The organism is Phaeobacter sp. A36a-5a, assembly GCF_037911135.1.
Lineage (GTDB): Bacteria > Pseudomonadota > Alphaproteobacteria > Rhodobacterales > Rhodobacteraceae > Phaeobacter > Phaeobacter bryozoorum.
In genome coordinates, this window is record NZ_JBBLYU010000001.1 from 1314776 (window position 1) to 1339234 (window position 24459).

The window sequence follows — 24459 nt, forward strand, 5'->3', positions numbered from 1 at the left end:
TGTTGCAACAGGCCCTTGCGCGGACCTGTTCAACCCGCTCAGGCGTCAGTTTGTCAGGGCTTCGACCAGTGCGACGGCCCCTACGATTGCCAGCGTGTCACGCACCACCTCATAGATGCGGTCATCCTTGCGCACATAGCGGTGGCCGGGGGCCGGTGGTGCCAGACCCCAACGCGCGTAATCGTCGATATAGATATAGTCGCCGCTGATGCGCTCCCGCGTCTTGTGGCGCTTCTTATACTGTTTCTTGATCTGCCCAGGCGCGTAATGGGCGGCGCTGTTATTATGGCCGGGAGCCCATTTTGGCGGCGCCGCATTGGCGATGGTCGGGGCAAGGGCGGGCGTCAGGCTCAGCGCGGCGGCAGTGGCCGCGGCGGCAAGGTATTTCATGGTCATGGCGGATCTCCTCGTGATCTCTGCTTTGACCAAGACATGGGGGAGCCTGCCGGTTTTGGCAAATCGCCTGCGCTGCTTTGTGCTGACCGGGGTGCGACAATCGGCAAGGGGCCGCCGGTTCCCTCGCGCATGAAAAAAGGCGCGGTGTCTACGCGCCTTTCTCGGTGCCATGTTAGGTGCTCTGATACCGGCCGGGCAGTTCCGTGCGGCGCTCAGCCCTCATCGGTGAAGCGGACCTTGCCGATGAAGGGCAGGTTGCGGTTGCGCTGCGCGTAGTCGATTCCGTAGCCCACCACAAATTCGTCCGGGATCTCAAAGCCGATCCAGTCGGAGCGGAAATCGACCTCACGCCGTGATGGTTTGTCCAGCAGCGCGATCGACTTCAACCGGGCAGGCTGACGGCTGCGCAGCAGATGGGTGACATGGTTCAGGGTATGACCGGTGTCGACGATATCTTCGACAACCAGCACGTCGCGCCCTTCAATTGCGCCGCGCAAGTCCTTAAGAATGCGAACTTCTCGGCTGCTTTCCATCGCGTCCCCATAAGAGGACGCCTCGAGGAAATCGACCTCGATCGGCAGGTCAAGTTCCCGCACGAGATCTGCGATAAAGACGAAGCTGCCGCGCAGCAGCCCCACCACCACCAGTTTGTCGGTGCCCTGAAATTCGTCTTGGATCTCGGCGCAAAGCTCTTCGATCCGGGCCGCAATGGCCTTGGCTGAGATCATCACATCGATGACATATGGCCGCTGTGTCATGGGTGCCCCCTTGAAATTCCCGCGCGTTCATATGACATGACGCCGGATGATCATAGCAGGAAATGCGCCACTCATGCCTACCCATTCAGAAACCCGGCCAATGCCCTACACGGCACAGCAGATGTATGATCTGGTGGCTGATGTCGGGGATTATCCGAAGTTTCTGCCCTGGTGTGCGGCGGCGCGGATCCGTAGCCGGGTGCCGCAGGGGGGCGCGGAGGTGATGGAGGCGGATCTGGTGATCTCCTTCAAGGTGTTCCGCGAGCGTTTTGGCAGCCGCGTGACGCTCTATGCCGAGGATAAGAAGATCGACACCGAATATCTGGACGGTCCGTTTCGCTATATGAAGTCGAACTGGGCCTTTGCCGACCGTGCGGATGGCGGCTGCGACGTGTCCTTCTTCGTGGATTTTGAGTTCAAGAACGCAGTGTTGCAGGGCATTATTGGTGTGGTCTTCAACGAAGCGATGCAGCGGATCGTGCGGGCGTTTGAGCGGCGCGCGGCGGAGCTTTATGGCTGATCAGGAACGCATTGTAAGTTATTGAAAGAAAACGGGCCCGCGATGCAGGCCCGTTTCTTCTTTATGGCGGCTGGTGCTGCGTCCTCAGCTGGTCATATCATAGGCGCGTTCGCCATGGACGGAGATGTCCAAGCCGTTTGTCTCGGTCTCTGGATCGACGCGCAGCGGGGTGATCGCGGCGGTAACCTTGACCAGAACAACAGTCACAACGGCGGTGAAGATACCGACGATCGCAAGACCGCCCAGCTGTGCCAGCCAGGTGCCCTGACCAAAGAGCGCGATCATGATGGTGCCAAAGATGCCGCCGACACCGTGCACGGCAAAGACATCAAGCGTGTCGTCGATCTTCAGCACATTGCGCACCAGATTCACGGCTTCCTGACAGAGGATACCCGCGACAGCGCCAATCATCAGCGCCTCAACCGGACCTACAAAGCCAGAGGCCGGCGTGATTGAGGCCAGCCCCGCGATGGTGCCGGTGACCAGACCGACCATTGAGGCCTTGCCGTATTTGATCTTTTCCCACAGCGCCCAGGTGAGAGAGGCCGTCGCGGCAGAAATATGCGTCACGGTCAGCGCCATTGCCGCACCGCCGTCGGCGGCCAGCTGCGAGCCACCGTTAAAGCCGAACCAGCCGACCCAAAGCATCGCGGCACCGATGAAGACATAGCCGGGGTTGTGCGGCGGTGTGGTGCGGTTTTTGCGCGGGCCGAGGAAGACGGCGATGATCAGCGCAGCCAGACCGGCGGTTTCATGGACCACGATACCACCGGCAAAGTCGCGCACGCCAGTCTCCCCAAAGATGCCGCCATCGGCCATCATGCCGCCGCCCCAGATCCAATGCACCACCGGCGCGTAGCACAGAAGCATCCAGAGGCCGGAGAAGACCAGCACAAAGCCAAAGCCGACGCGCTCGACATAGGCGCCGACGATCAGCGCGGGCGTGATGATGGCAAAGGTCATCTGAAAGGCAAAGAACAGAACCTCGGGCAGGGTGCCGGAGAGGCTATCGGCGGTGACGCCGGACAGGAACATCTTGTCCAGCCCGCCCCAGATGCCGGAGGTGCCGCTGCCAAAGGCGATGGAATAGCCGAAGGCGAGCCATAGAACGCTCATCAAACAGGCAATCGCATAGCACTGCATGAACACGCTGAGCACATTGCGGGCACGGACAAGCCCGCCGTAGAACAGGGCTAGCCCCGGCAAAGTCATAAAGAGGACAAGGGCCGTGGCCACAATAATCCAAGCTGTATCGGCTGCGTTCATCGCCGTTCCTTCCGCATTTCAGGCTGATTTCTATCTGAGGCCTGACAAAGCGGAGTTGCAGCGTTGAAAAAAGCGGCAGGTTTGATGTTGGCGCTAAAAAAGCGGGCTTTTGTCAAAGTGCCGAAAAAATGAGCACAATCGAGGGGGTGCTGCTCAATCTGCGCACAGAATATGAAATTGCGGCAGATGGGCGGCGATTTGCGTCAGCGGGTTCAAAGCGCCTGTCGGATCAGTGTCAGCGCATGGTCGCGGGTGGCCCGTCGCACCGCGTCGCGGCCAAGGGCGCCGAAATCGACGGTTTCGACATGGGTGCTGCGGTCCCCGGCTGCCAGCGCAAAACAGACGCGGCCTTCGGGTTTGTGTTCGGAGCCGCCGGGGCCTGCGATCCCGGTCACGGCCACCGCGATATCGACACGGGCGCGGCTGCGGGCGCCTTCTGCCATCTGGATCGCGACCTCCTCGCTGACCGCGCCGAGAGCCTCGAGGGTCGCGGCCTGCACGCCCAACATCTCCTGCTTGGCGCGATTTGAGTAGGTGACATAGCCCCGATCAACCACCGCCGAGGAGCCGGGCACATCGGTGAGCGCAGCGGCGATCATACCGGCGGTGCAGCTCTCTGCGGTGGCGATGGTCAGGCCTTTTGCGCTGGCCTTGCGGATGATGTCGGACGCGTCCATGGACTTACCTCTGCAATTTACAGGCCTAGTACACCATGGGTGAGACCGGCCAGCGCGGCGACACCGATGGCAGCAAGGATGCCTGCGATAATATCATCCATCATCACCCCTGTGGCCCCTTTCTGACGGTCGGCCCAGCCAACGGGGCCGGGTTTCCACACATCAAACAGGCGAAACAGCACAAAGGCGGCAATCCAGCCGGGCCAGAGTGCAGTGATGGCAATGTCATGCGCCCAGGCGGGATAGGAAATCGCCCAGAGGGCAACAAACTGGCCTGCCACCTCATCCAGTACAAATTCGGAGGGATCCATGTTTTCGCGGTTGCGGGTCATCGCCTCCGCCGCCCAGACGCCGACCACCATGCAGATCACGGTTGCCAGCGCCAGCAGGAGGAATCCGCCCAGCTGATGCAGGACAAACGCCATGGGCAACGCTGCAAGCGACCCCCAGGTGCCGGGTGCCGGACGCATGTAGCCGATGCCGCCCACGGTGCCGATCAGAAAGGCGAGGCGCGAGCGTTTCATGATTTCACCACGCAGGCGGTGGCGAGGGCGGCGATGCCTTCGCCGCGACCGGTAAAGCCAAGCCGTTCGGAGGTGGTCGCCTTGATCGAGACGCGGGAGATATCAATCGACAGGATCTCGGCCACCGCCGCGCGCATGGCGGGGGCATGGGGCGTGATCTTGGGGAATTCACAGACCAGCGTGCAGTCCACATTGGAGATCTGATAGCCCTTGGAGCGGGTCAGATCGGCGGCGTGGCGCAGAAAGATATCGCTGGCGGCACCTTTCCATTGGGGATCCGAGGGCGGGAAGTGGCGACCGATGTCGCCCTCTGCCAGCGCACCATAGAGGGCATCGGTGATGGCGTGCAGCCCGACGTCGGCGTCGGAATGGCCCTGAAGGCCGCGATCATGGGCCACGGGCACACCGCAGAGCACGACCTCATCCCCCGGTCCGAACCGGTGAACATCATAGCCATTGCCAAGCCTTACATCCATGTCGCCCCCTAATATGCGCGCAGCCCGGTCAAAGTCCTCCGGGCGGGTGATTTTGATATTGTCTGGGTCGCCCGGAATGATGGCAACGTCAATCCCTGCCGCACGGGCCACGGCTACATCGTCTGCAGCGTCGCCGCCGGATGCGGCAAGCTGCTGATGGGCGGCACGGATCTGCGGCAGGTGAAAGCCTTGCGGGGTCTGGGCAGCAAACAGGCCGTCGCGGTTCTCTGTGCCGGTAACCGTCCCACCATCCCCGCGCCACAGCGCATCGGTCACCGCCAGCGCCGGGGCGGCGGCCGGATGGTTATCAAGCGCGGCCATCACATCGCGGATCACCCGGGGAGAGACGCAGGGGCGGGCGGCATCATGGATCAGAACCCTGTGGAGCCCGTGCTGATTGAGCAGTTCCACCCCGTTGGCCACCGACTGCGCCCTTGTGTCGCCACCCGTTGTGAGCAGCAGCTCCGCGCGCGATGCAAACTCCTGCCAGTGATCGGTATCCTCAGCAGCGAGAACGAGGGCAATCCGCTGAACGCCTGCGCGTAGGAAGGCATCAATGGTCCAGTCGATTACCCGGCGTCCCATCAGGGGGCGCCATTGTTTTGCCAGACCGCCGCCGGCCCGCAGGCCCTTGCCTGCGGCAACAATCAACGCTGCGGTCTGGTGGGACGCAGGATCAGCTGCGGTGGAAACCGGCGCGGTGGGTAGGGGGGCAGACGGCATGGGATGGCTCTTTCTTGGGTCGCAAATGTTTAGGAGGTGATGCAAGGGGAGGCAATGGCAGCGCGTCACCCTGGGTAAAGTGCCTAAAAATTAGGCAACTGCCAAAAGAAGCAGCCTTGCCGCCAGGGGTTTCATTGTCGCATAGAGGCTGCTTCGGATAGAAACACCACATATGCACAAGGATTAGGCAGTTGTCCTTCACTCTCGGTTCCACCCCTTTGACCCCTCCCATCGCGCTGGCGCCGATGGCTGGAATCACCGATCGCCCCTTTCGCGATCTGGTGCGCAGCTTTGGTGTCGGGCTAATGGTGAGCGAGATGGTTGCCAGTCAGGAAATGGTGCAGGCCAAGCCCGGCGTGCGTGAACGGGCCGAGCTGAGTGCGGATGTGGAGAATACGGCGGTGCAGATTGCCGGGCGCGATGCCTATTGGATGGCAGAGGCCGCGCGGCAGGTGGAAAGCCGGGGCGCAAAGCTGATTGATATCAATATGGGATGCCCGGCCAAGAAGGTGACCAATGGTTATTCCGGCTCGGCCCTGCTGAAGACACCGGATGATGCGCTGTCGCTGATTGAGGCGGTGGTGGCTGCGGTCTCGGTGCCGGTGACGTTGAAGACGCGGCTTGGCTGGGACGACAGCTGTCTGAACGCCGCCAATGTGGCCTATCGCGCGCAGGAGGCCGGGGTGCAGATGGTCACCATCCATGGCCGCACCCGGTGTCAGTTCTACAAGGGCAATGCAGATTGGCAGGCCATCGCAGCAGTGAAAGCTGCGTTGACGGTTCCGCTGCTGGCCAATGGCGATATCGTGGATACGGCCACGGCCCGCGGTGCATTGGCACTCTCGGGTGCGGATGGCGTGATGATTGGGCGCGGGGCGCAGGGCAAGCCCTGGCTGCTGGCTGAGGTGGCGCATGACATCTGGGGCAGTGCAGCCCCCGATGTACCGACCGGTTCGGATCTGGTTCAGATGGTCAGCGCTCATTACGAGGCGATGATCGCCTTTTACGGCGTGGATCTGGGCCTGCGGGTCGCACGCAAACATCTGGGCTGGTATATGGATGAGGCCGCCACTCCTGCTCAGCTGCGCCGGGAGGTGCTGACAGCCAAGGACCCCAAGACGGTGCTCAGCCTCCTGCCTTCGGCGCTGACCGGGGGCGCTGGGCCGGATCTTGGGCCACAAACCATGGACGGGCAGGCGGCATGACGCAGGCAGAGGGCGGAAAAACCGGCGCCACGCAGGTCGATTGGAACGGTGCAGACAGCGCGCTCTGGGCGTCGCTGCCGATTCCGGCCTTTGTCATAGATCGCGAGGCCCGGATTGCGGATGTGAATTCCGCCGGTGAGGGCTTCCTCAATACCTCGCGCAAGGCGCTGCTGGGCCAGGGCATCTGGCAGCATGTGATCATTGCCCCGGCCATTGACGAGGCGGTGGAGCGCGCCCGCGACAATGGCACGCCGCTGTTTGTGAACGATATCGACGTCGGCACCCCCGGGCGGGCGCCGCTGCAATGCAATGTACAGGTGGCGCGGGTGCAGGGCGTTCAGGGGGGGATGCTGATCCTGCTCTCCCCGCGCGAGCTGGCTGGGCGGTTGACGCAGAACCATTCGGCCAAATCCGCCGCGCAATCCGCAATCGGTATGGCCGAGATGCTGGCCCATGAGATCAAGAACCCGCTGGCAGGGATCACCGGTGCGGCGCAGCTGCTGTCCATGGGGCTGTCGGGGGATGATCTGGAGCTGACCGATCTGATTGTGAGCGAAAGTCGGCGGATCGTGAAACTCTTGGAACAGGTGGAGCAATTCGGCAACCTCTCGGCCCCGGCCTTTCAGGAGGTCAATATCCATGATGTGCTGGACCGGGCGCGCCGCTCTGCGTTGCTGGGGTTTGGTGCGCAGATGACCATCATCGAGGATTACGACCCCTCGCTGCCGATGGCCTGGGGCGATGGGGACCAGCTGTTGCAGGTGGTCCTGAACCTGCTGAAGAACGCAGCAGAGGCCGCCGATCCCGGTGGTGGAACCATTCGCATCCGTACCTTCTATGAGCATTCGTTCCGCCTGCGGCGCAGTGATGGGTCAGGCAAGCTGTTGCCGCTGCAGATTGAGATTTCCGATGACGGTCCGGGTCTGCCTGAGGCGATCCGCGATGATATCTTTGATCCGTTTGTTTCTGGCCGCGAGAATGGCACTGGTCTGGGACTGGCGCTGGTCAGCAAGATCATTGCCGATCATCAGGGCTGGATCTCGGTCAGTTCCGAACCCGGGCAGACGGTGTTTCGCCTGTCGCTGTCGCGCGTGCCGACGGCGCCGCGCCCGGCACCGTTTCCACATGATCCCAATCATACCGCACACACCCAAGGAGTAGCACATCATGGACGGCACCGTTCTGGTCGCAGATGACGATCGCACTATCCGCACGGTTTTGACACAGGCCCTGACGCGGGCCGGGTGCAAGGTGCATGCGACCTCCTCTCTGACGACGCTGATGCGCTGGGTTGGCGAGGGCAAGGGTGATGTCGTCATCTCCGACGTGATGATGCCGGATGGCAATGGGCTGGAGATGCTGCCCAAGATCGCCGATGACCGGCCAGGGCTGCCGGTGATCGTGATCTCGGCGCAGAACACCATCATGACAGCGATCAAGGCGGCTGAGGCCGAGGCCTATGATTACCTGCCCAAACCGTTCGACCTGCCGGAGCTGATGAAGCGGACTGCCAAGGCGCTGACGGAGCGGCGACAAACGCAGGGGCAGGGGCGTTCGACGCCGCAGGGGGAGGGCGCGCGCGATCTCGGCCTTCATAGCGGCGAGACCCATGAGGACCTACCACTGGTGGGGCGCACCGAGGTGATGCAGACGCTTTATCGTCTGGTGGCGCGGGTGATGAACACCGATATCCCGCTGTTGATCACCGGCGAGAGCGGCACTGGAAAATCCCTGATCGCGCGGTCCATGCATGATCTTTCGGATCGGCGCACCCTGCCGTTTGTCAGGGCTGAGGCCGCTGATCTTGCCTCGCTCGATGGTCCGGCGCAGTTGCTGGCGCAGGCCCGTGGCGGCACGCTGCTGCTGGATGAGCTGGCGGATCTCTCCGAGGAGGCACAGGCACGCGTCGTTCGCATGATGGATGCCCCCGGAGACCACCAGCCGCGTTTCATCGCCACCAGCCAGCAGGATCTGACCGCAGCGATGGAGGCCGGACGGCTGCGACAGGATCTCTATTACCGGATCAGCGGCACGGAGCTCCCCGTGCCTGCGCTGCGGGCGCGGGTGGATGACATTCCGCTGCTTTGCGCGCATTTCCTGACGCGGGCCGAAAATGATGGCGCACCGCACCGCCGGTTGAGCGAGGCAGCGCGCGAACCGCTGCGGCAGTTCCCGTGGCCGGGAAATGTGCGCCAGCTGGAGAATGTGATGCGGCGTCTGGCGCTGACCGCCCGCAGCGAGGACATCAGCCTGGATGAAGTCAACGGTGCGCTGGGCGCGCAATCGGGCGGGGAGCCGCTGGCAGCCAGCGGTGCGGCCCTCAGTACCGAGAAACTGTCGGAATCAGTGGCGCGCCATTTGCAGCGCTATTTCGATCTGCACGGCGATATGCTGCCGCCACCCGGCCTATATGCCCGGTTGATGCGGGAGGTTGAGACCCCTTTGATTGAATTATCGCTCGCGATGACCGGCGGAAATCAGGCAAAATGTGCGGATTTACTTGGTATTAACCGCAATACGCTGCGCAAGAAGATCACTGACCTTGATATTGAGGTGACACGCCGTCGCAAACTGATGTAATATAGCCACAGAACCGTGGCAGATCAGCGTTCGCGCTGGTGACGATCACGATATGTGGCGGTCGGCCAGAATGGTCGCACATCAGGATGGGGACGGTACGTGGCGCAGAGGTCACATCTTCGCTCGGCATACGGGCCATTTGCGGCCCTTGACCGCTGGCGCAGAACCCGCAGGGCACGCAATGTCGGCGCGCTTGGGCTGGTTGTTCTGGGGCCTGTGCTGGCGCTCTCGACATTTCTGATCATCGGCCCGTTCTCGCAAGGGGTCGCCTCGCTGTCGCTGCGGCTGATCCTGCTGGCTGATCTGATCTATGTGCTGGCTGTCGCGGCACTGGTCCTGACGCAGGTTGGGCGGTTGATCGCAGCCCGACGGGCCAAATCCGCGGGTTCCCGGCTGCATCTGCGGCTGATCGGGGCCTTCGCCTTTCTGGCGCTGACGCCCACCGTGATCGTGGCGCTGTTTGCCGGCCTGACCGTGAACGTGGGCCTTGAGGGCTGGTTTTCGGACCGGGTGCGTCAGGTCGTGGGAAGTTCGCTTGCCGCCGCTGAGGCCTATCAGGAGCAGCAGCAGCGCGACCTGTCGGAGGATGCGGTGGCGCTGGCGCGCTATATCGACAACAGCCGGAACCGCAATTTCTTCATCAGCGACGGGCAGCTGCGCCAGGTGCTGACACAGGGGCAATTGCAGATCCAACGCGGCCTTCAGGAGGCTTATGTGGTGGATGGCGCCGGGGCCATCCGGGCCCGTGGCGAACGCTCCTATGAGTTTGACTTTGAAGAGCCGCGCGCCGCTGACATCAGCAAGGCGTCGTTTAACGGGGTTACGCTGATCCAGGACTGGGAAAACAGCGAACTGCGGGCGCTGGTGCGGCTGGATGCGTTTGTTGACCGCTTCCTGTATGTCAGCCGTGATGTGGACGGTGAGTTGCTGAGCCTCCTGGATGACACCAAGGAAACCGCGCATCTCTACCAGCAGCTGGAGAGCGAACGCGGGCGGGTTCTGTTTGACTTTGTGCTGTTGTACCTCGGGTTTGCGGTGATCCTGATCCTTGCGGCAATGTGGCTGGGCATGTGGTTTGCCGAACGGCTGTCGCGGCCTGTCGGACGGCTGACGATTGCGGCGCGCCGGGTCGGGGCGGGCAATCTCAACGTGCAGGTGCCCGAAGACGACGGCGATGACGAGATTTCGCAGCTGGGGCGCTATTTCAACCAAATGACGCTGGAGCTGCGCGAGCAGCGCGACACGCTGCTTGAAAACACCCGCCAGATCGAACGCCGCCGCCGGTTGTTTGATTCCGTGCTGATGTCGGTGACCTCCGGTGTGGTCGGGCTGGACCCTGAGGGGCGGGTGACCTTTGTGAACCGCTCCGCCGAGCGCCTGCTGGATTGGAATGGCGATCGTCAGTCGCTGGCACTGGCTGTGGCCGTGCCGGAGTTTGGGCCGCTGTTTGTGGAATTGAGCGAAACCGGCGCCGATGTGGTGCAGGATGAGGTCAAGGTGACGCGTCAGGGGCAGCTGGAGAACCTGCTGGTGCGGATGTCGCCACGGCGCAGCGAGGAGGGGCGGCTTGAGGGCTATGTGGTTGCCTTTGACGATGTCACCGACCTGGTCAGCGCCCAGCGGATGGCGGCCTGGGGCGATGTGGCCCGTCGGATTGCCCATGAGATCAAGAACCCGCTGACCCCGATCCAGCTGAGTGCCGAGCGTATCAAGCGCAAATTCGCGCCCAAGCTGGGTGAGGAGAACAGCGATCTCCTGCAATCCATGACAGATGTGATCGTGCGCCAGACCAATGACTTGCGCCGCATTGTTGACGAGTTTTCAAAATTCGCACGGATGCCGGAGCCGGAGCGCCGCGAAGAGGATCTGGTGAAGCTGTTGCGCGATGCGGTGACCCTGCAACGGGCAGGCCAGCCTGATCTGCGCATCACCGCCGATCTGCCCACCGAACCGATGCTTGCCGATCTGGATGCAACCATGATCGGCCAGGCCTTGACCAATCTGATCAAGAACGCGGGCGAAGCCGTTGAAACGCTGAAGCAAAAAGGTGGCGTGCCGGATCTGGATCCGGAAATTCGCATTGCCGTCACCTCGACGAAAACCGGCTATGAGGTCACCATCGCCGACAATGGCATCGGTCTGCCAGAAGACCGTGCCCGATTGTTTGAACCCTATGTGACCACCCGTGACGAAGGCACCGGCCTCGGCCTGCCAATCGTCAAGAAGATCATCGAAGAACACGGCGGAACGCTGGTGCTGGAAGACGCACCGGTGTTCGAAGGTCAGGCCCATTATGGCGCCATGGCCGTGATCCGCCTGCCTGCCGCACATGAGGCGGCAGCCCCCAATAAGAGTACAGTGAAAGCAGGTCTGACATGAGTGACATTCTGATTGTTGACGACGAACGCGACATCCGTGAGCTGGTTTCCGATATCCTTGAGGATGAAGGCTATGCAACGCGCAAGGCCGGCAGCTCTGAGGAATGCATGGCCGCGCTCAACGCCGAGCCGCCGGCGCTCCTGATCCTCGATATCTGGCTGAAGGACAGCCAGATGGATGGGATCGACATCCTGAAGGTGGTGAAACGCGACAACCCGGAAATCCCCGTGGTGATCATTTCCGGCCATGGAAATATTGAAATTGCCGTCGCCGCGATCAAGCAGGGCGCGTATGATTTCATCGAAAAACCTTTTAATATCGACCAGTTGCTGGTGGTTATTCGCCGCGCGATGGAGGCTTCGAAGCTGCGCCGCGAAAACTCCGATCTGAAGCGTCAGGATGCCGGCGTGAGCGAGATGATCGGGGCCTCCGCGGCCTATCGTGCGCTGATTGGCCAGTTGGACAAGGTGACAAAGTCCAACGGCCGGGTGATGCTGACGGGGCCTGCGGGCAGCGGCAAGGAGATTGCAGCGCGCTATATTCACACGCAGTCCAATCGCGCCTCGGCCCCCTTTGTGACGGTGAACTGCGCCAGTATCGAGCCGGACCGTATGGAAGAGGTGCTGTTTGGTCGGGAAAGCGCCGAACGCGGGGTTGAGCCGGGGCTGCTGGAACAGGCGCATGGCGGGGTGATCTTCTTTGACGAGGTGGCGGATATGCCGCTTGGGACCCAGTCAAAGATCCTGCGGGTGCTGGTGGATCAGCAGTTCCAGCGGGTTGGCGGGGCCGATAAGGTACGCGTTGACCTGCGGGTTATTTCCGCGACAAACAAGGACTTGGAGCGCGAGATTGAGGCGGATCGCTTCCGTCAGGAGCTCTATCACCGCCTGAATGTGGTGCCGATCCCGGTGCCCTCGCTGGCCGACCGGCGCGAGGATATTCCGCTGCTGGCGGATCATTTCATCGCGCATTTCAACCAGAGCCAGGGCCTGCCGCTGCGCAAGCTTAGCGAGGATGCCATTGCCCTGATGCAGACCATGCTGTGGCCAGGCAATGTGCGGCAGTTGAAGAACATGGTGGAACGGGTTCTGATCCTTGGCGAAAGCAGCGGTCCGATTGAGCCAAAGGATCTGCCCCGCGATGAAGAAGCGGTTGATGACCAGAGCCGCGTTGTGCTTTCCGGGGCGCTGGCGACCCTGCCGCTGCGGGAGGCCCGCGAGGCGTTTGAACGCGAATACCTGCTGACCCAGATCAACCGCTTTGGCGGCAATATCAGCCGCACCGCATCTTTTGTCGGGATGGAACGCTCCGCTTTGCACCGCAAACTGAAATCGCTGGGGGTTGTCACCTCGAACAAGGCAGGCGCGCGGATCGCGCATGTTGAGAAGGAAACCGAAGAGGATATGGTCTGATTCAGGCCATATCCCCTGCTTATCAGTGGTTTGTCAGGGTTTCCTGACTGACAGCTCGGTACGCCGTGGTTGAGCCTTAGGGCGTCGTCGCCACAATCTGTGGCGACTGACCACGGCGTTCGATCGCACAGGAGGTCTGGCTGAGTTGAGGCAGGGTTGCGGCGCGCCGCGCCCCGACGGCATCCGCCACCGACTGCGGACAGCGTTTTACGGCTATGTTTTCGTAGCCCTTCGCGGCCATGCAGGACCGCTCGACCCGCTGGCGCAGATCGGCGTTGACGTCCACGGTATAGATGCCGCCATCCTCCCAATAGCCGGCCCGGTGATAGCAACGCCCGTTGCGGCAAACCTCGCCACCGGGGCGAAAGATCGGCGGGTGCTGGCGGATCTGGGTGGCCACAGGGGCGTCGCGCAGGGCGCTGACCTCGCAGGCGAGGAGATCCGCATCGCGCCGGGCCACATCCGCACCGGCGCGGTAATAGACCGGAACCGGGCCACAGGCCGCCAGCGCTGATGTCACCAGCAGTGCGGCAAGCATATGATTTCTTATGGACATCCTTTGATTGTGCGCCAGAACGGGCGGTAAGACAATTGAATTGACCGTTCCGGCGGCTTCTGTCATTCAAAACGCGCGATTTCGCGCAGCAGCGCCCTGAGGAACAAGCACATGAAGGTTATTATCTGTGGCGCAGGTCAGGTCGGCTGGCAAATCGCCCGGCACCTGTCGGGGGAGCACAATGACGTGACCGTGGTGGACAACAATCCCGATCTGGTGCGCCGCGCGACGGATACGCTGGATGTGCAGGGGATTGCCGGCTTTGCCTCCTACCCGGACGTGCTGACCCGCGCCGGTGCCCGTGACGCAGACATGATCATTGCGGCCACACATTCGGATGAGGTCAATATGGTCACCTGCCAGGTGGCTCATTCGGTCTTTTCGATCCAGCGCAAGATTGCGCGACTGCGCTCAAAAAGCTATCTCGAAGCGATTTATTCGGATCTCTACCGCCGCGACCATCTGCCGATTGATGTGGTGATCAGCCCCGAGCGCGAGGTGGCAGCGGCGGCGATGCAGCGTCTTTCGGCGCCTGCCGCCTTTGATACAGAGATGTTCATGGACGGCAAAGCGCAGCTGCTGGGGGTGCAGATTGACGAGGACTGTCCGGTGGTCAACACGCCGCTGCGACAGCTGACGGATCTGTTTTCGACGCTGCGGGCCATCGTTGTGGGCATTCGCCGCGATGGCACCCTGTTTGCGCCAGAGCCGGGGGATCAGCTGTTTGTGGGGGACAGCGCCTATGTGTTTGCCCATGTTGATGACGTGAGCCGCACGATCGAAGTGTTTGGCAAACAACAGAAACGCCAGGATCGCGTAGTGATCGTTGGCGGCGGCAATGTCGGGCTTGAGGTGGCCAAGGCGCTGGAGGCCCGGACTGGGCGCACCCGTGCCAAGATGATTGAGCGCAACCGCAAATGTGCCGAACGCGCCGCCGAGACGCTGGAGCGAACCATCGTGCTGAACGGCGATGGTCTGGATCGCAGCCTGATGATCGAGGCGGGGATCGACCGGGCCGACGCCATGCTGGCGGTCACCGATGACGACAAGGTCAATATGCTGGCCGCTGTGCGGGCCAAGGCCGAAGGCTGCCCGCTGGCGATTGCACTGATCAACGATCCGACGCTGGTGCCGCTGATGGCGCCGCTGGGGATCGACGCCTATATCAATCCGCGGGCCACAACGGTGAGCTCGATCCTGCGCCACATCCGCTATGGCCGGGTGCGACAGGTCTATTCCATCGGCGATGCCGAGGCCGAGGTGATCGAGGCCGAGGTGATGTCGACCTCTCCCATGGCTGGGCAGATGATCCGCGACATCGCGTTCCCCGAAGGGGTGCTGGTCGGCGCCGTTAGCAAGAACGGTAAGGTGATGCGGCCGACCGGTGGAATGCGGATCGAGGAGGGCGATGTGATCGCGCTCTTTGCCATGGCTGCGGATGTGCCGGAGGTTGAGCGCCTGATGCAGGTCTCGATTGACTTCTTCTAACATGGCGCGTCATCGCAAACAGCCGATGGAAAAAACAGGCGGCCTGCTGCGTCTGCCGCTCTTTCTGCTGATCCTGATGGTGGCCGCGCTGGCGATGTGGGTGCCTGCCGTTCATGCGCTGATCCTGGATGATCACCAGACCTCGCGCAGTTTCTTCTATTCCGGTGTGCTGGGATTGATGCTGGTTGTGCTGGTCGGGCTGTCGATGGGCAACCGGATGCCACGGTACAGCATGCCGGGGCAGCTCACCTCGCTGCTTGCGAGCTTTGCCGTGTTGCCCGCATTCCTGGCGGTTCCGGTGCAGGATGCCCTGGGCAACACCAGCTATCTCAACGCCTATTTCGATATGGTCAGCGCGATCACCACCACCGGGGCGGATGTATTTGCCGATCCCAACCGCCTGCCGCCGAGCGTGCATCTGTGGCGGGCCATGGTGGGCTGGCTGGGTGGGCTGCTGATGTGGGTTGCGGCCTCGGCCATTCTGGCGCCGCTGTCGCTGGGGGGATTTGAGGTGACCGCGCGGGGGGAGCCGGGACGCGGCACCGAGACGCCGCTCCATATGCAGCGGGCTGATCCACGTCGCAAACTTGTGGTGGTGACCAAAACCCTGGCGCCGCTTTATGCCGGGCTGACGCTGGTTCTGTGGATCCTGTTGATCATCACGGGCGAGACCGCCCTTGTTGCGCTGGGACATGCGATGTCGGTGCTGGCCACCTCCGGTATCTCGGCGGTGGGCGGGGTGGAGAATGGCGCCAGTGGCATCGCCGGGGAAATGGTGATGTTCCTGTTCATGTTCTTTGCCCTGTCTCGGCTGACGTTTTCGACCGATACGGTGACCAGCGGCCATAGCCGGTTGGATCGCGACCCGGAGTTCCGCATCGGCCTGCTGATTGTCTTTGGCGTGCCTCTGCTGTTGTTCCTGCGCCATTGGATCGCCAGTTTTGATGTCGCAACCACCAGTGATCTGATGCAGGGGCTGCACTCATGGTGGGGGGCGACTTTTACCGTGCTGTCGTTCCTGTCGACCACCGGGTTCGAGAGCGCCGACTGGGAAACCGCCCGCCAATGGTCCGGGCTGGATACGCCGGGCATGATCCTACTGGGGCTTGCGGTGATCGGCGGCGGCGTCGCCACCACGGCAGGCGGGGTGAAACTGCTGCGGGTCTATGCGCTTTATCTGAACGGCTTGCGCGAGATGGAACGGCTGGTGCATCCGTCCTCCGTCAGCAACGAGGGCAAGGGCAATCGGCGACTGCAACGCAACGGGGCTTTTGTCGCCTGGGTGTTCTTCATGCTGTTTGCGCTGTCACTGGCGGTGATCAGCATCAGCCTGGCCGCAGTTGGTTCGGATTTCGAACAGGCGCTGATCCTGACCATTGCGACCCTGTCCACAACCGGCCCGCTGACCGAGGTCGCAGGATCCGAACCCATCGCACTGATCCATCTGACAGCCAGCGCAAAACTGATCCTGTGCTTTGCCATGGTGTTGGGACGGCTGGAAACATTGGCGATCATTGCCCTTATGACACCAAACCTCTGGCGCAGCTGATCAATCATGGTTACCGTGGACGTCATATGAGTAATTTTCGGGTGGAAACTCCGACTATCTGCGTTCATAGTATTCATTAACGGGGCGCTGGTCCGCAGCGCGACAAGAACAAAGGCGAGATAATAATAATGGCTTCGGACAGACAGAATCTTCAGGATGCCTTCCTGAACCACGTTCGTAAAACCAAGGTTCCGGTCACCATCTTTCTGATCAACGGCGTAAAGTTGCAGGGTGTGATCACATGGTTTGACAATTTCTGTGTCCTGCTGCGTCGGGACGGGCAGTCGCAACTGGTTTACAAACACGCCATCTCGACGATCATGCCTGCCCAGCCGATCAGCCTGTATGAAGGTGAAGACGCCTCTTGATGGAGCATGACCGGACGCCCACCCGTGCCTGGGTGGTGCATCCCGATATCAAATCAGACCGCGATCGCCGCGATCCGGTGTCCGCCCTTGCTGAGGGCGTGTCATTGGCCGAGGCTCTGCCAGACATCGAGGTGATCGGATCGGCCGTCGTGCGCCTGCCAAAGGCGCATGCGGGGATGCTGTTTGGATCCGGGAAAATCGAAGAGCTGAAGGCGATGTTCCAGGCCGAAGAGGTGGAGCTGGTCCTGATCGACGGCCCGGTGTCGCCGGTTCAGCAGCGCAATCTTGAGAAGGCCTGGAAGGTCAAAATCCTTGACCGGACCGGGCTGATCCTCGAGATCTTCTCGGACCGGGCGCGCACCCGTGAGGGGGTGTTGCAGGTTGAAATGGCGGCACTCAGCTATCAGCGCACGCGACTGGTGCGGGCCTGGACCCACCTGGAGCGGCAGCGTGGCGGATTGGGATTTGTCGGCGGACCCGGCGAAACCCAGATCGAGGCCGACAGGCGCGCCATTGACGAGCAGCTCGTTCGGCTGCGCCGGCAGTTGGACAAGGTGGTGAAAACCCGGACGCTGCATCGCGCAGCACGGGCCAAGATTCCCTATCCGATTGTGGCGCTGGTGGGCTATACCAACGCCGGAAAATCGACGCTTTTCAACCGGCTGACCGGTGCCGAGGTGATGGCAAAGGACATGCTTTTTGCCACGCTGGATCCGACCATGCGCCGGGTTGAGCTGCCGGATGGGCCGGAAATCATCCTGTCGGATACGGTAGGGTTTATTTCTGATCTGCCGACCGAGCTTGTTGCTGCGTTCCGGGCAACGCTGGAAGAGGTGCTGGCCGCCGATGTGGTCGTGCATGTACGCGATATCAGCCATGATGAGACCCAGAACCAGGCGGCGGATGTCGAGAGCATTCTGACCTCGCTCGGGGTTGATGACAGCCGTGCGCGGATTGAGGTCTGGAACAAGCTTGATCTTCTGGATGAGGAAGAGGCCGAGGCCCGCCGCCAGCGCGCGGAGCGTGAAGAGGGCATTCATGCCATCTCTGCGATCACCGGCGAGGGGCTGGATGGGCTGTTGGCGGATATCACCGACAAGCTGCGGCTGATCCGGCATGAGGATGATATCACCCTGACATTTGCGCAAGGAAAGCAGCGTGCCTGGTTGTTTGAACAGGATGTTGTGCAAAGCGAAACCCAGACCGATACCGGGTTTGAACTGACTGTTCTGTGGACCGAGACACAGAAGAATCGCTTCGCGGCGCTCTGATCAGGTCGCGCAGTTCGTCTAGAAAATACCCCGCAACCGGACCGGTTGCGGGGTATTTTGTTTTGAAAAAGATACGTTTGGCTGCGGGCGCCGGATCGCCCGCCTCATTCCGCGGGGGCCGCGGGGATCAGCCGGGTGATACCAACGGCTGCTGCCCGGGCCAAATCCTCGTCCAGTGACATCGGGATATATTCGCCGCGCCGCCAGAGCTGGGACATGTCGTCGTAGTGCCGCGACAGGAAATGGCCGGATTGGCCGGTGGCGGTGATGAAGACGGAGCTGTCAGGATCGGCAAAATCATAGACACCCCGATAGCCTGCGGCGTGAACGTTGCTGAACGGGTGCTCGCCTTTGCCGGAGGTGAGCCCCCGCTGCAGCGTGTTGTCGCCGCCGCTGGTGGACTGACGGATGTTTACAAAAACCCGCAGCAGGGGCACGTCACCCAGGACTTCGTGGTTCTGGGTGGCCTGATGGGCATCGCCCCAGCGCAAGGATTCCAATGCGGTCCCATAGGTTTCTTCGATCCAGATCAGCGCATCATCAAGGGCCAGGCGGGCCAATTCGGTGCAGCTCTCTGTAGGTGCGCTTTGGCGGATATCGCACCAGACCGAGGCGCCTTCGACATCGCGGAAGACCCGTTCAAGGAACAGCGGGTCGACCTGCGTGAACTCAGCAGCCAGCGGGCCGAGATCGTCAGTGATCAGGCGTTTCTGCAAAGCCCGAACCCAGGCGGCATAGATCAGCGGTTCCGGCAGATGTTCGTTCATTTCACCGTTCCACTCTGACAGCAGGGTCAGGGCGATCTGGCGCTGACGTTCGCGGGTACCCTCGGGGGCGGCCTCTCCCGTGAACCACAGATCGGCACCAATCAGCGGCAGCAGGGTGCGCGCGGTATAGGACACGGTGTCGAGCTGTGCCTCGATAAAGCTGTCACGGGTATGGACCTGGCGGTCCTGCATCAGCTTTTTCCAGCGGTTGATCCGCTGGGTATCGCCCCAGGTGTAGGACACATGGTTGGGGAAGGGGCGGTCCAGTAGCTTGTTGTTGGTATTGCCGAGAATGCCGCCGATGGGCGAGACAAATTCCGGGTTGGCGGCATAGGGTGCGCGGCCCTGCCACTGGTTCTCGGGGCGCCAGCCCTGGCTCGGCATCCGGCCCTGGCTTTGGTGCCGTGCGTCGCGCTGCGGTATGGCGCCCACGGTTTTGAGCGCGACCGTGGTCCTGTCGGCAAGGGTCAGGTTCTGCGAGGGGGCGAAATAGCCTTCGCCGATTTCGATCGCCTCTGCGACCGTATTGGCCCGCATCAGCTCGAGTGCGGCGCTCATCGAGGTGTCTTGCCCGCTAAGGCCGGTCCAGCCGAGGCTGACCACATGACCGGGCGGTGTGATCGACGCAAGATCGAACAGCGAGCGGGGCAGCACCGGGCCATTGTCGGTCCAGCGCAGGGTCAGGGTGACCGGCGTCTCATCCTTGATATTGATGATCGAAGGGCGGCTGGTGAACCGCTTGAAGCCGTCGGCGGTCTTGTATTCCTCGGGATTGTCCGGGTTCAGCTGTTCGATGAACAGATCCTGATCATCCATATAAGAGGAGGTCACCCCCCAGCCCAGCAGGTCCGAGCGGCCGGAGATCACAGCGGGAATGCCGGGAATGGTGGCGCCGATGACACCGCCGGTGCCGAGTTCCAGCCGCGCCAGATACCACAGACCGGGTGCCGTCAGCTCCAGATGCGGATCATTGGCCAGCAGCGTACCGCCCGCCGCCGACCGGCTGGGTGCCGCAGCCCAGGCGTTGGAGGCGCCGGCCAGCCCGCGCGGCGCAATCGGCATGAAGGGCAGCGTCTGGCTGCCATCGGTGCTGGTGCTGGCATGACGGGGCAGCTGGGGAAACAGCGCGGCATATTCCGGCAGGGCCGCCACGCCATTGCCGGGGGCGTCGGGCAGGATGTCCTTCAGTCGGCTGGGATCCGGCAGCGCCAGAGAGGTACGGGCGCGTAGGATTTCCTCCTGCATGTGCCCTGATAGCTTGAGGCCCATCAGTTTCATAACCGCGATACTGTCGGCGGGCTGCCAGGGCGCCATGGGCACATTGAACAGGAACATCTCAGGTGCGCCGCGCCCCAGCGCATCCTCGTTGATCTCTTGCAGCCGGGCATTGACCCCTGCGGAATAAGCGCGCAGGGCGGTCATCGTCTCAGGCGTCTGCGCGGCGACCGACTGCTGCGCCAGCCGGTAGATGTCCAGCCGCCGGATCAGCGTGTCGACCTGTACGGTGCGGCTGCCAAAGATCTCCGACAGGCGGCCCATGGCGGTGCGGCGCAGGGTGGTCATCTGCCACAGGCGATCCTGCGCATGGGCATAGCCGAGACCGAAATAGACATCTTCATCGCTGGCGCCATAGCTGCCGAAGATATGCGGCACATTGGCATTGTCACGCACGATCTCCACCGGTGCGAGGAGGCCGGGCAGGGTGATCTCCTTGTCGTAGTCGGGCAGGGATTGCGCGGCGAGGAAATAGACCAGACCAAGCCCCATCACCAGAAGCAGAATCAAAGCGGCGGCAAGGCGCAGGAGCCAGCGAAAGAGAAGTCCCATCGGTGGTGCGTTTCCTCAGGTTTTTGGCGTTATTGGCCCGGTTATGGCGCAGATTGTCGCCCTCGCAGATTGCACCGGGCGGCGCGGCTGCTAGGGTGGCGCCAACATAGGACAAGACGCATCAGGGGGAAAGCAGATGGCGAAGATTGCATTCTTGGGTTTGGGAGTGATGGGCTATCCGATGGCCGGTCATCTGGTGGCCGCCGGTCACGAGGTCACGGTGTATAATCGCACTGCGGCCAAGGCAGAGGCTTGGGCCAAGGAACATGGTGGCCGCGCCGCCGCAACGCCGCGTGCGGCCGCGGCAGGGGCTGAGTTCGTGATGGCCTGCGTTGGCAATGACGATGATCTGCGCAGCGTCTGCCTGGGCGATGACGGTGCCTTTGGCGGCATGGACGCGGGGGCGATCTTTGTCGATCACACCACCGTATCGGCGAAGGTCACGCGCGACTTATATGGCGCTGCGGCGGATCTGGATCTCGCTTTTGTCGATGCGCCGATTTCCGGCGGACAGGCGGGGGCGGAGAATGGCGTGCTCTCGGTCATGTGCGGCGGCGATCAGGCCGCCTATGACAAGGCAGAGCCGATCATCGGCGCCTATGCGCGGATCTGCCGCCGGATCGGCGACAGCGGCGCTGGCCAGATGACCAAGATGTGCAACCAGATTGCCATCGCCGGGCTGGTTCAGGGGCTGAGCGAGGCGCTGCATTTCGCCGAGAAGGCGGGGCTGGATGGTCGGGCTGTTGTGGAAGTGATCAGCCAGGGCGCGGCAGGCAGCTGGCAGATGGTCAATCGGCATGAGACCATGCTGGACGATCACTTCGAGCATGGGTTTGCGGTCGATTGGATGCGCAAGGATCTGGGCATTTGTCTGGATGCGGCGGAGGAAACCGGCGCGAGCCTGCCGGTTACGGCGCTGGTCGATCAGTTCTACAAGGATGTCCAGAAATTGGGCGGCGGCCGCTGGGACACCTCCAGCCTGTTCAAACGCCTGAAGGCCTTTTGAGTAGGTCGGTATGAAAATGGCCTTTCCTGATGGAAAGGCCATGCCTCCGGCGGGGATATTTCGGGCCAGAAGATAGGCAGCCGCGCGACAGTCGAAACCCTGTTTCATGCTGCGCGCGTTGCCAGCTTGGCTGATCCGCTCCGCCGGGGCGCGCGCGGGCAGGGATCAGGGGATAATGCGGGTGTATTTGGTGCCTTCCAGGGTGGCGCCAAGACGCAGCCCTGCCTGTCCGAAAACCGCTGCCAGGATAGGGCTGTTCAGCGTATTGGTATCGGCGGCCAGCGAGTCGCCTTCGTCGCGGATCACATATTCCAGATCGGCGCCCGCGGCCCAGCCGGAGGAGCGGCGGAAGTTCGACAGTGCTTCCTGGGTCATGAAGAACAGCACATGAGCGTATTGCTGTGCGCCGATCTGCAGGCCTGCATTCCCTTTTACAGTGGAATAATAATCCACCGTTACGCCGTCGATGCGCAGCGCGCCGCGACCGAAGGCACCGCCGACAAGGAAGCCTGCCTCGGTCACCAGTGGCATCACCAGCATGCCGGTTGATTTTTCGGCCAGTGCGACGGCGCCGGGGTATTGGCTGTACATCTGGCTGAGAGTTGCATCGACGCGGGCGTCGATCTTGCTGGCATTGCTGTTGCCGATGCCATTGCCGCAGGCGGCGGTGACACCGGCACCGGCGAGGGCGCCAAGCGCAAAACCGCGCCGGGTCAAACGGGAAGAATAAGAGCTGCTCATCTTGTTTGCCTGTTTTCTGGGGCCGGCGCCGCGCGGGCTGTCATTTCGGCCTGTCACTGTTCAGTTGCGGCCAGTTCTCTGGCTCTGTGGCATGGTATACGCGGAAAGCTGCCGTCTGTCATCACTGCGACCGCCGCAATCAGCGGCTTCCTGCCGTCAATTTTAGGCGATCCGCTGCCCGCGCAATGCACGAAGGCGGCCACCGGTCCGATGCGGATCAGCCGTTCAACAACCGCGCCGCAGCCGGGGCGTAATAGCTCAGCACGCCATCGCAGCCCGCCCGTTTGAAGGCCATGAGGCTTTCCATCATGATGCGTTCGCCGTCGATCCAGCCATTCTGCGCAGCGGCCTCGATCATCGCGTATTCGCCGGAGACCTGATAGGCAAAGGTGGGCGCGCCAAAGGTGGATTTCACCCGCTGACAGATGTCGAGATAGGCCAGCCCCGGTTTGATCATCACCATATCGGCGCCTTCGCTCAGATCGCGTTCGATCATACGCAGCGCCTCATCGGTATTGCCCGGGTCCATTTGATAGGTCTTCTTATCCCCCTTTAGCGCGCCGGAGGCGCCGACGGCATCGCGAAAGGGTCCGTAGAATGCGGAGGCGTATTTGGCCGCATAGGACAGGATGGTGACATTGCGGTGGCCCGCCGCTTCAAGCGCGCGGCGCATGGCGCCGATGCGACCATCCATCATGTCGGAGGGGCCAATGATATCGGCACCGGCATCGGCCTGGGCCACGGTCATCTTGACCAGCGCCTCGACGGTTTCGTCGTTGACGATTTCGCCATCGACGACATAGCCGTCATGGCCGTTGATATTATAGGGATCCAGCGCCACATCGGTCATCACCGCTATATCCGGTGCGGCGGATTTGATGGCGCGGATGGCGCGGTTGACCAGATTGTCGGGGCTCCAGGCTTCTGCGCAATCCTCGGTCTTGAGCGCGGGGTCGGTATAGGGAAACAGACAGATCGCCGGAATACCAAGCGCCTGCGCCTCGACGGCGGCTTCGGCCACCTTGTCGATGCTGCGCCGGGTAACACCAGGCATGGAGGGGATCGGCTCTTCGATCGCCTCGCCGTCGCGGACAAAAACCGGCCAGATCAGATCGTCGCTGGTCAAGGTGGTTTCACGCACCAGATTGCGCAGGGCAGAGGTGCTGCGCAGTCGGCGTGGACGGGCAGCGGGAAATGGGGCGACGGTCGGCTTCATCGGGTCCTCGCAGGTCTTTGGCGCGACCGGGGGCGGTCGCGGTGGTCTCCCTTTGGGTCGCATGGAATGACGGCGGCGACAAGTGACAGATTCGCCGCGCCAAATGTCCCCATCTTATTGCGGCGCGGGGCCACCCCTTGTGCCAGGGCGCCGCGCGGGGGATATAGGGGCGCAAAGACTGGACGAGAGAAGGGCCGCGCAGTGGATCTGTTTCATACCTTGACCGAGCTGATTGATCTGCGGTCCTTTTCCAACCTGTGGTATTGGATCGCGCTGGCCGTTGTCTGGTCCTCTGCCAGCCATTGGGTGATGGGGGTGCCGTTTGACATGGTGTACCGCGCCCGCAAGCAGGGTGGACAGGCAGCGCTGGATCTGGAGGCGATTGCGCGGGTCAATGTGAACCGGATGATGTATATCACCGATGTATCGGGCCACTGGGTGCTGGGCATGACCTGTTTTGTGCTCGCCATGCTGGGGATGCTGGGGTTTTACTACGGTGTTGAATTTGCCCAGGCCGTGTTCCTGCTGGCCTTTCCCATGGGGTTTGTCGGCCTAATTAACTGGAACTCCGCGCGCCGGATCCACCGCGAAGGGCTGGCGGGGGAAACCCTGATCCGGCAGCTGACCCTCAGCCGGCTGTTCATTCAGCTGGTGGGGATGGTGGCGATTTTTGTCACCGCGCTCTGGGGCATGTATCAGAACCTTCAAATCGGGTTCCTCGGCTAATCGCCTGCGGGCAGACGACGAAAGAGAG

The 24459-nt window shown here is 62.1% G+C and carries 22 protein-coding genes; 12 read left to right on the forward strand and 10 right to left on the reverse strand.

Annotated elements, in window-relative coordinates; genetic code table 11:
* Positions 1-45 precede the first annotated feature (45 nt).
* Complete coding sequence (locus WLQ66_RS06205) at positions 46-396, reverse strand: hypothetical protein (protein ID WP_340545484.1); 351 nt, start codon at positions 394-396, stop codon at positions 46-48.
* A gap of 212 nt (positions 397-608) precedes the next feature.
* The gene (hpt, locus tag WLQ66_RS06210) at positions 609-1154 is read right to left on the reverse strand and encodes a hypoxanthine phosphoribosyltransferase (RefSeq protein ID WP_340545485.1); all 546 of its coding nucleotides are present in this window, start codon (positions 1152-1154) and stop codon (positions 609-611) included.
* A 73-nt stretch (positions 1155-1227) separates the two neighbouring features.
* On the opposite strand from hpt, the gene WLQ66_RS06215 reads away from it, so the two are divergent.
* Entirely contained in the window at positions 1228-1674 is a 447-nt protein-coding gene (locus WLQ66_RS06215) for a type II toxin-antitoxin system RatA family toxin (protein WP_340545486.1), read from the forward strand.
* Positions 1675-1758: 84 nt separating this feature from the next.
* Here the strand turns inward: WLQ66_RS06215 and WLQ66_RS06220 are convergent, their stop codons facing one another.
* The 4 genes from WLQ66_RS06220 to WLQ66_RS06235 form a co-directional block, all read right to left on the reverse strand.
* A complete protein-coding gene (locus tag WLQ66_RS06220) occupies positions 1759-2940 on the reverse strand; it encodes an ammonium transporter (protein WP_340545487.1) in 1182 nt (393 codons plus the stop codon).
* 212 nt (positions 2941-3152) lie between these two features.
* Entirely contained in the window at positions 3153-3617 is a 465-nt protein-coding gene (locus tag WLQ66_RS06225; RefSeq protein WP_340545488.1) for a CinA family protein, read from the reverse strand.
* 17 nt (positions 3618-3634) lie between these two features.
* Complete coding sequence (locus WLQ66_RS06230) at positions 3635-4141, reverse strand: phosphatidylglycerophosphatase A family protein (RefSeq protein ID WP_340545489.1); 507 nt, start codon at positions 4139-4141, stop codon at positions 3635-3637.
* On the reverse strand, positions 4138-5340 hold the full coding sequence (locus WLQ66_RS06235) for a bifunctional 2-C-methyl-D-erythritol 4-phosphate cytidylyltransferase/2-C-methyl-D-erythritol 2,4-cyclodiphosphate synthase (RefSeq protein ID WP_340545490.1): 1203 nt from the start codon (positions 5338-5340) through the stop codon (positions 4138-4140). The genes WLQ66_RS06230 and WLQ66_RS06235 overlap by 4 nt, the downstream gene beginning before the upstream one ends.
* A gap of 191 nt (positions 5341-5531) precedes the next feature.
* On the opposite strand from WLQ66_RS06235, the gene dusB reads away from it, so the two are divergent.
* The 5 genes from dusB to ntrX all read left to right on the forward strand — a co-directional run bounded on the left by dusB (position 5532) and on the right by ntrX (position 12916).
* Positions 5532-6545, forward strand: coding sequence for a tRNA dihydrouridine synthase DusB (gene dusB / locus WLQ66_RS06240; protein WP_340545491.1), 1014 nt, complete (start codon positions 5532-5534; stop codon positions 6543-6545).
* Complete coding sequence (locus WLQ66_RS06245; protein WP_340545492.1) at positions 6542-7741, forward strand: two-component system sensor histidine kinase NtrB; 1200 nt, start codon at positions 6542-6544, stop codon at positions 7739-7741. The genes dusB and WLQ66_RS06245 overlap by 4 nt, the downstream gene beginning before the upstream one ends.
* Positions 7713-9125, forward strand: a complete 1413-nt coding sequence (locus tag WLQ66_RS06250; protein ID WP_340545493.1) for a response regulator — start codon at positions 7713-7715, stop codon at positions 9123-9125. The genes WLQ66_RS06245 and WLQ66_RS06250 overlap by 29 nt, the downstream gene beginning before the upstream one ends.
* Before the next feature lie 99 nt (positions 9126-9224).
* Positions 9225-11504 carry a sensor histidine kinase NtrY-like gene (locus tag WLQ66_RS06255; RefSeq protein ID WP_340545494.1) on the forward strand — a complete coding sequence of 760 codons (2280 nt, stop codon included), beginning with the start codon at positions 9225-9227 and terminating at the stop codon, positions 11502-11504.
* The gene (ntrX, locus tag WLQ66_RS06260) at positions 11501-12916 is read left to right on the forward strand and encodes a nitrogen assimilation response regulator NtrX (RefSeq protein WP_340545495.1); all 1416 of its coding nucleotides are present in this window, start codon (positions 11501-11503) and stop codon (positions 12914-12916) included. Before WLQ66_RS06255 ends, ntrX begins: the two co-directional genes overlap by 4 nt.
* Positions 12917-12992: 76 nt before the next feature.
* Here the strand turns inward: ntrX and WLQ66_RS06265 are convergent, their stop codons facing one another.
* A complete protein-coding gene (locus tag WLQ66_RS06265) occupies positions 12993-13454 on the reverse strand; it encodes a hypothetical protein (protein WP_374015281.1) in 462 nt (153 codons plus the stop codon).
* 129 nt (positions 13455-13583) lie between these two features.
* Between WLQ66_RS06265 and trkA the strand changes: the two genes are divergently transcribed.
* The 4 genes from trkA (at position 13584) to hflX (ending at position 18148) form a co-directional block, all read left to right on the forward strand.
* Positions 13584-14960 carry a Trk system potassium transporter TrkA gene (gene trkA / locus WLQ66_RS06270; protein ID WP_340545497.1) on the forward strand — a complete coding sequence of 459 codons (1377 nt, stop codon included), beginning with the start codon at positions 13584-13586 and terminating at the stop codon, positions 14958-14960.
* Position 14961: 1 nt separating this feature from the next.
* A complete protein-coding gene (locus WLQ66_RS06275) occupies positions 14962-16509 on the forward strand; it encodes a TrkH family potassium uptake protein (protein WP_340546316.1) in 1548 nt (515 codons plus the stop codon).
* Positions 16510-16637: 128 nt separating this feature from the next.
* Positions 16638-16877, forward strand: coding sequence for an RNA chaperone Hfq (gene hfq, locus WLQ66_RS06280; RefSeq protein ID WP_008204623.1), 240 nt, complete (start codon positions 16638-16640; stop codon positions 16875-16877).
* On the forward strand, positions 16877-18148 hold the full coding sequence (gene hflX / locus WLQ66_RS06285; protein ID WP_340545498.1) for a GTPase HflX: 1272 nt from the start codon (positions 16877-16879) through the stop codon (positions 18146-18148). The genes hfq and hflX overlap by 1 nt, the downstream gene beginning before the upstream one ends.
* 104 nt (positions 18149-18252) lie before the next feature.
* On the opposite strand, the gene WLQ66_RS06290 is transcribed toward hflX, so the two are convergent.
* On the reverse strand, positions 18253-20742 hold the full coding sequence (locus WLQ66_RS06290) for a penicillin acylase family protein (RefSeq protein WP_340545499.1): 2490 nt from the start codon (positions 20740-20742) through the stop codon (positions 18253-18255).
* A gap of 136 nt (positions 20743-20878) precedes the next feature.
* Between WLQ66_RS06290 and WLQ66_RS06295 the strand changes: the two genes are divergently transcribed.
* Positions 20879-21748: an NAD(P)-dependent oxidoreductase gene (locus WLQ66_RS06295; protein WP_340545500.1), complete on the forward strand. Its 870-nt coding sequence runs from the start codon at positions 20879-20881 to the stop codon at positions 21746-21748.
* A gap of 165 nt (positions 21749-21913) precedes the next feature.
* Here WLQ66_RS06295 and WLQ66_RS06300 read toward each other — a convergent pair whose 3' ends face one another.
* Both WLQ66_RS06300 and hemB read right to left on the reverse strand, forming a co-directional pair.
* Positions 21914-22489 (reverse strand): lipid-binding SYLF domain-containing protein, encoded by a 576-nt coding sequence (locus WLQ66_RS06300; RefSeq protein ID WP_340545501.1) that lies wholly within the window; start codon positions 22487-22489, stop codon positions 21914-21916.
* A gap of 217 nt (positions 22490-22706) precedes the next feature.
* Positions 22707-23705, reverse strand: a complete 999-nt coding sequence (hemB, locus tag WLQ66_RS06305; RefSeq protein WP_340545502.1) for a porphobilinogen synthase — start codon at positions 23703-23705, stop codon at positions 22707-22709.
* Positions 23706-23906: 201 nt separating this feature from the next.
* Between hemB and WLQ66_RS06310 the strand changes: the two genes are divergently transcribed.
* A complete protein-coding gene (locus tag WLQ66_RS06310; RefSeq protein ID WP_340545503.1) occupies positions 23907-24431 on the forward strand; it encodes a component of SufBCD complex in 525 nt (174 codons plus the stop codon).
* Positions 24432-24459 lie beyond the last annotated feature (28 nt).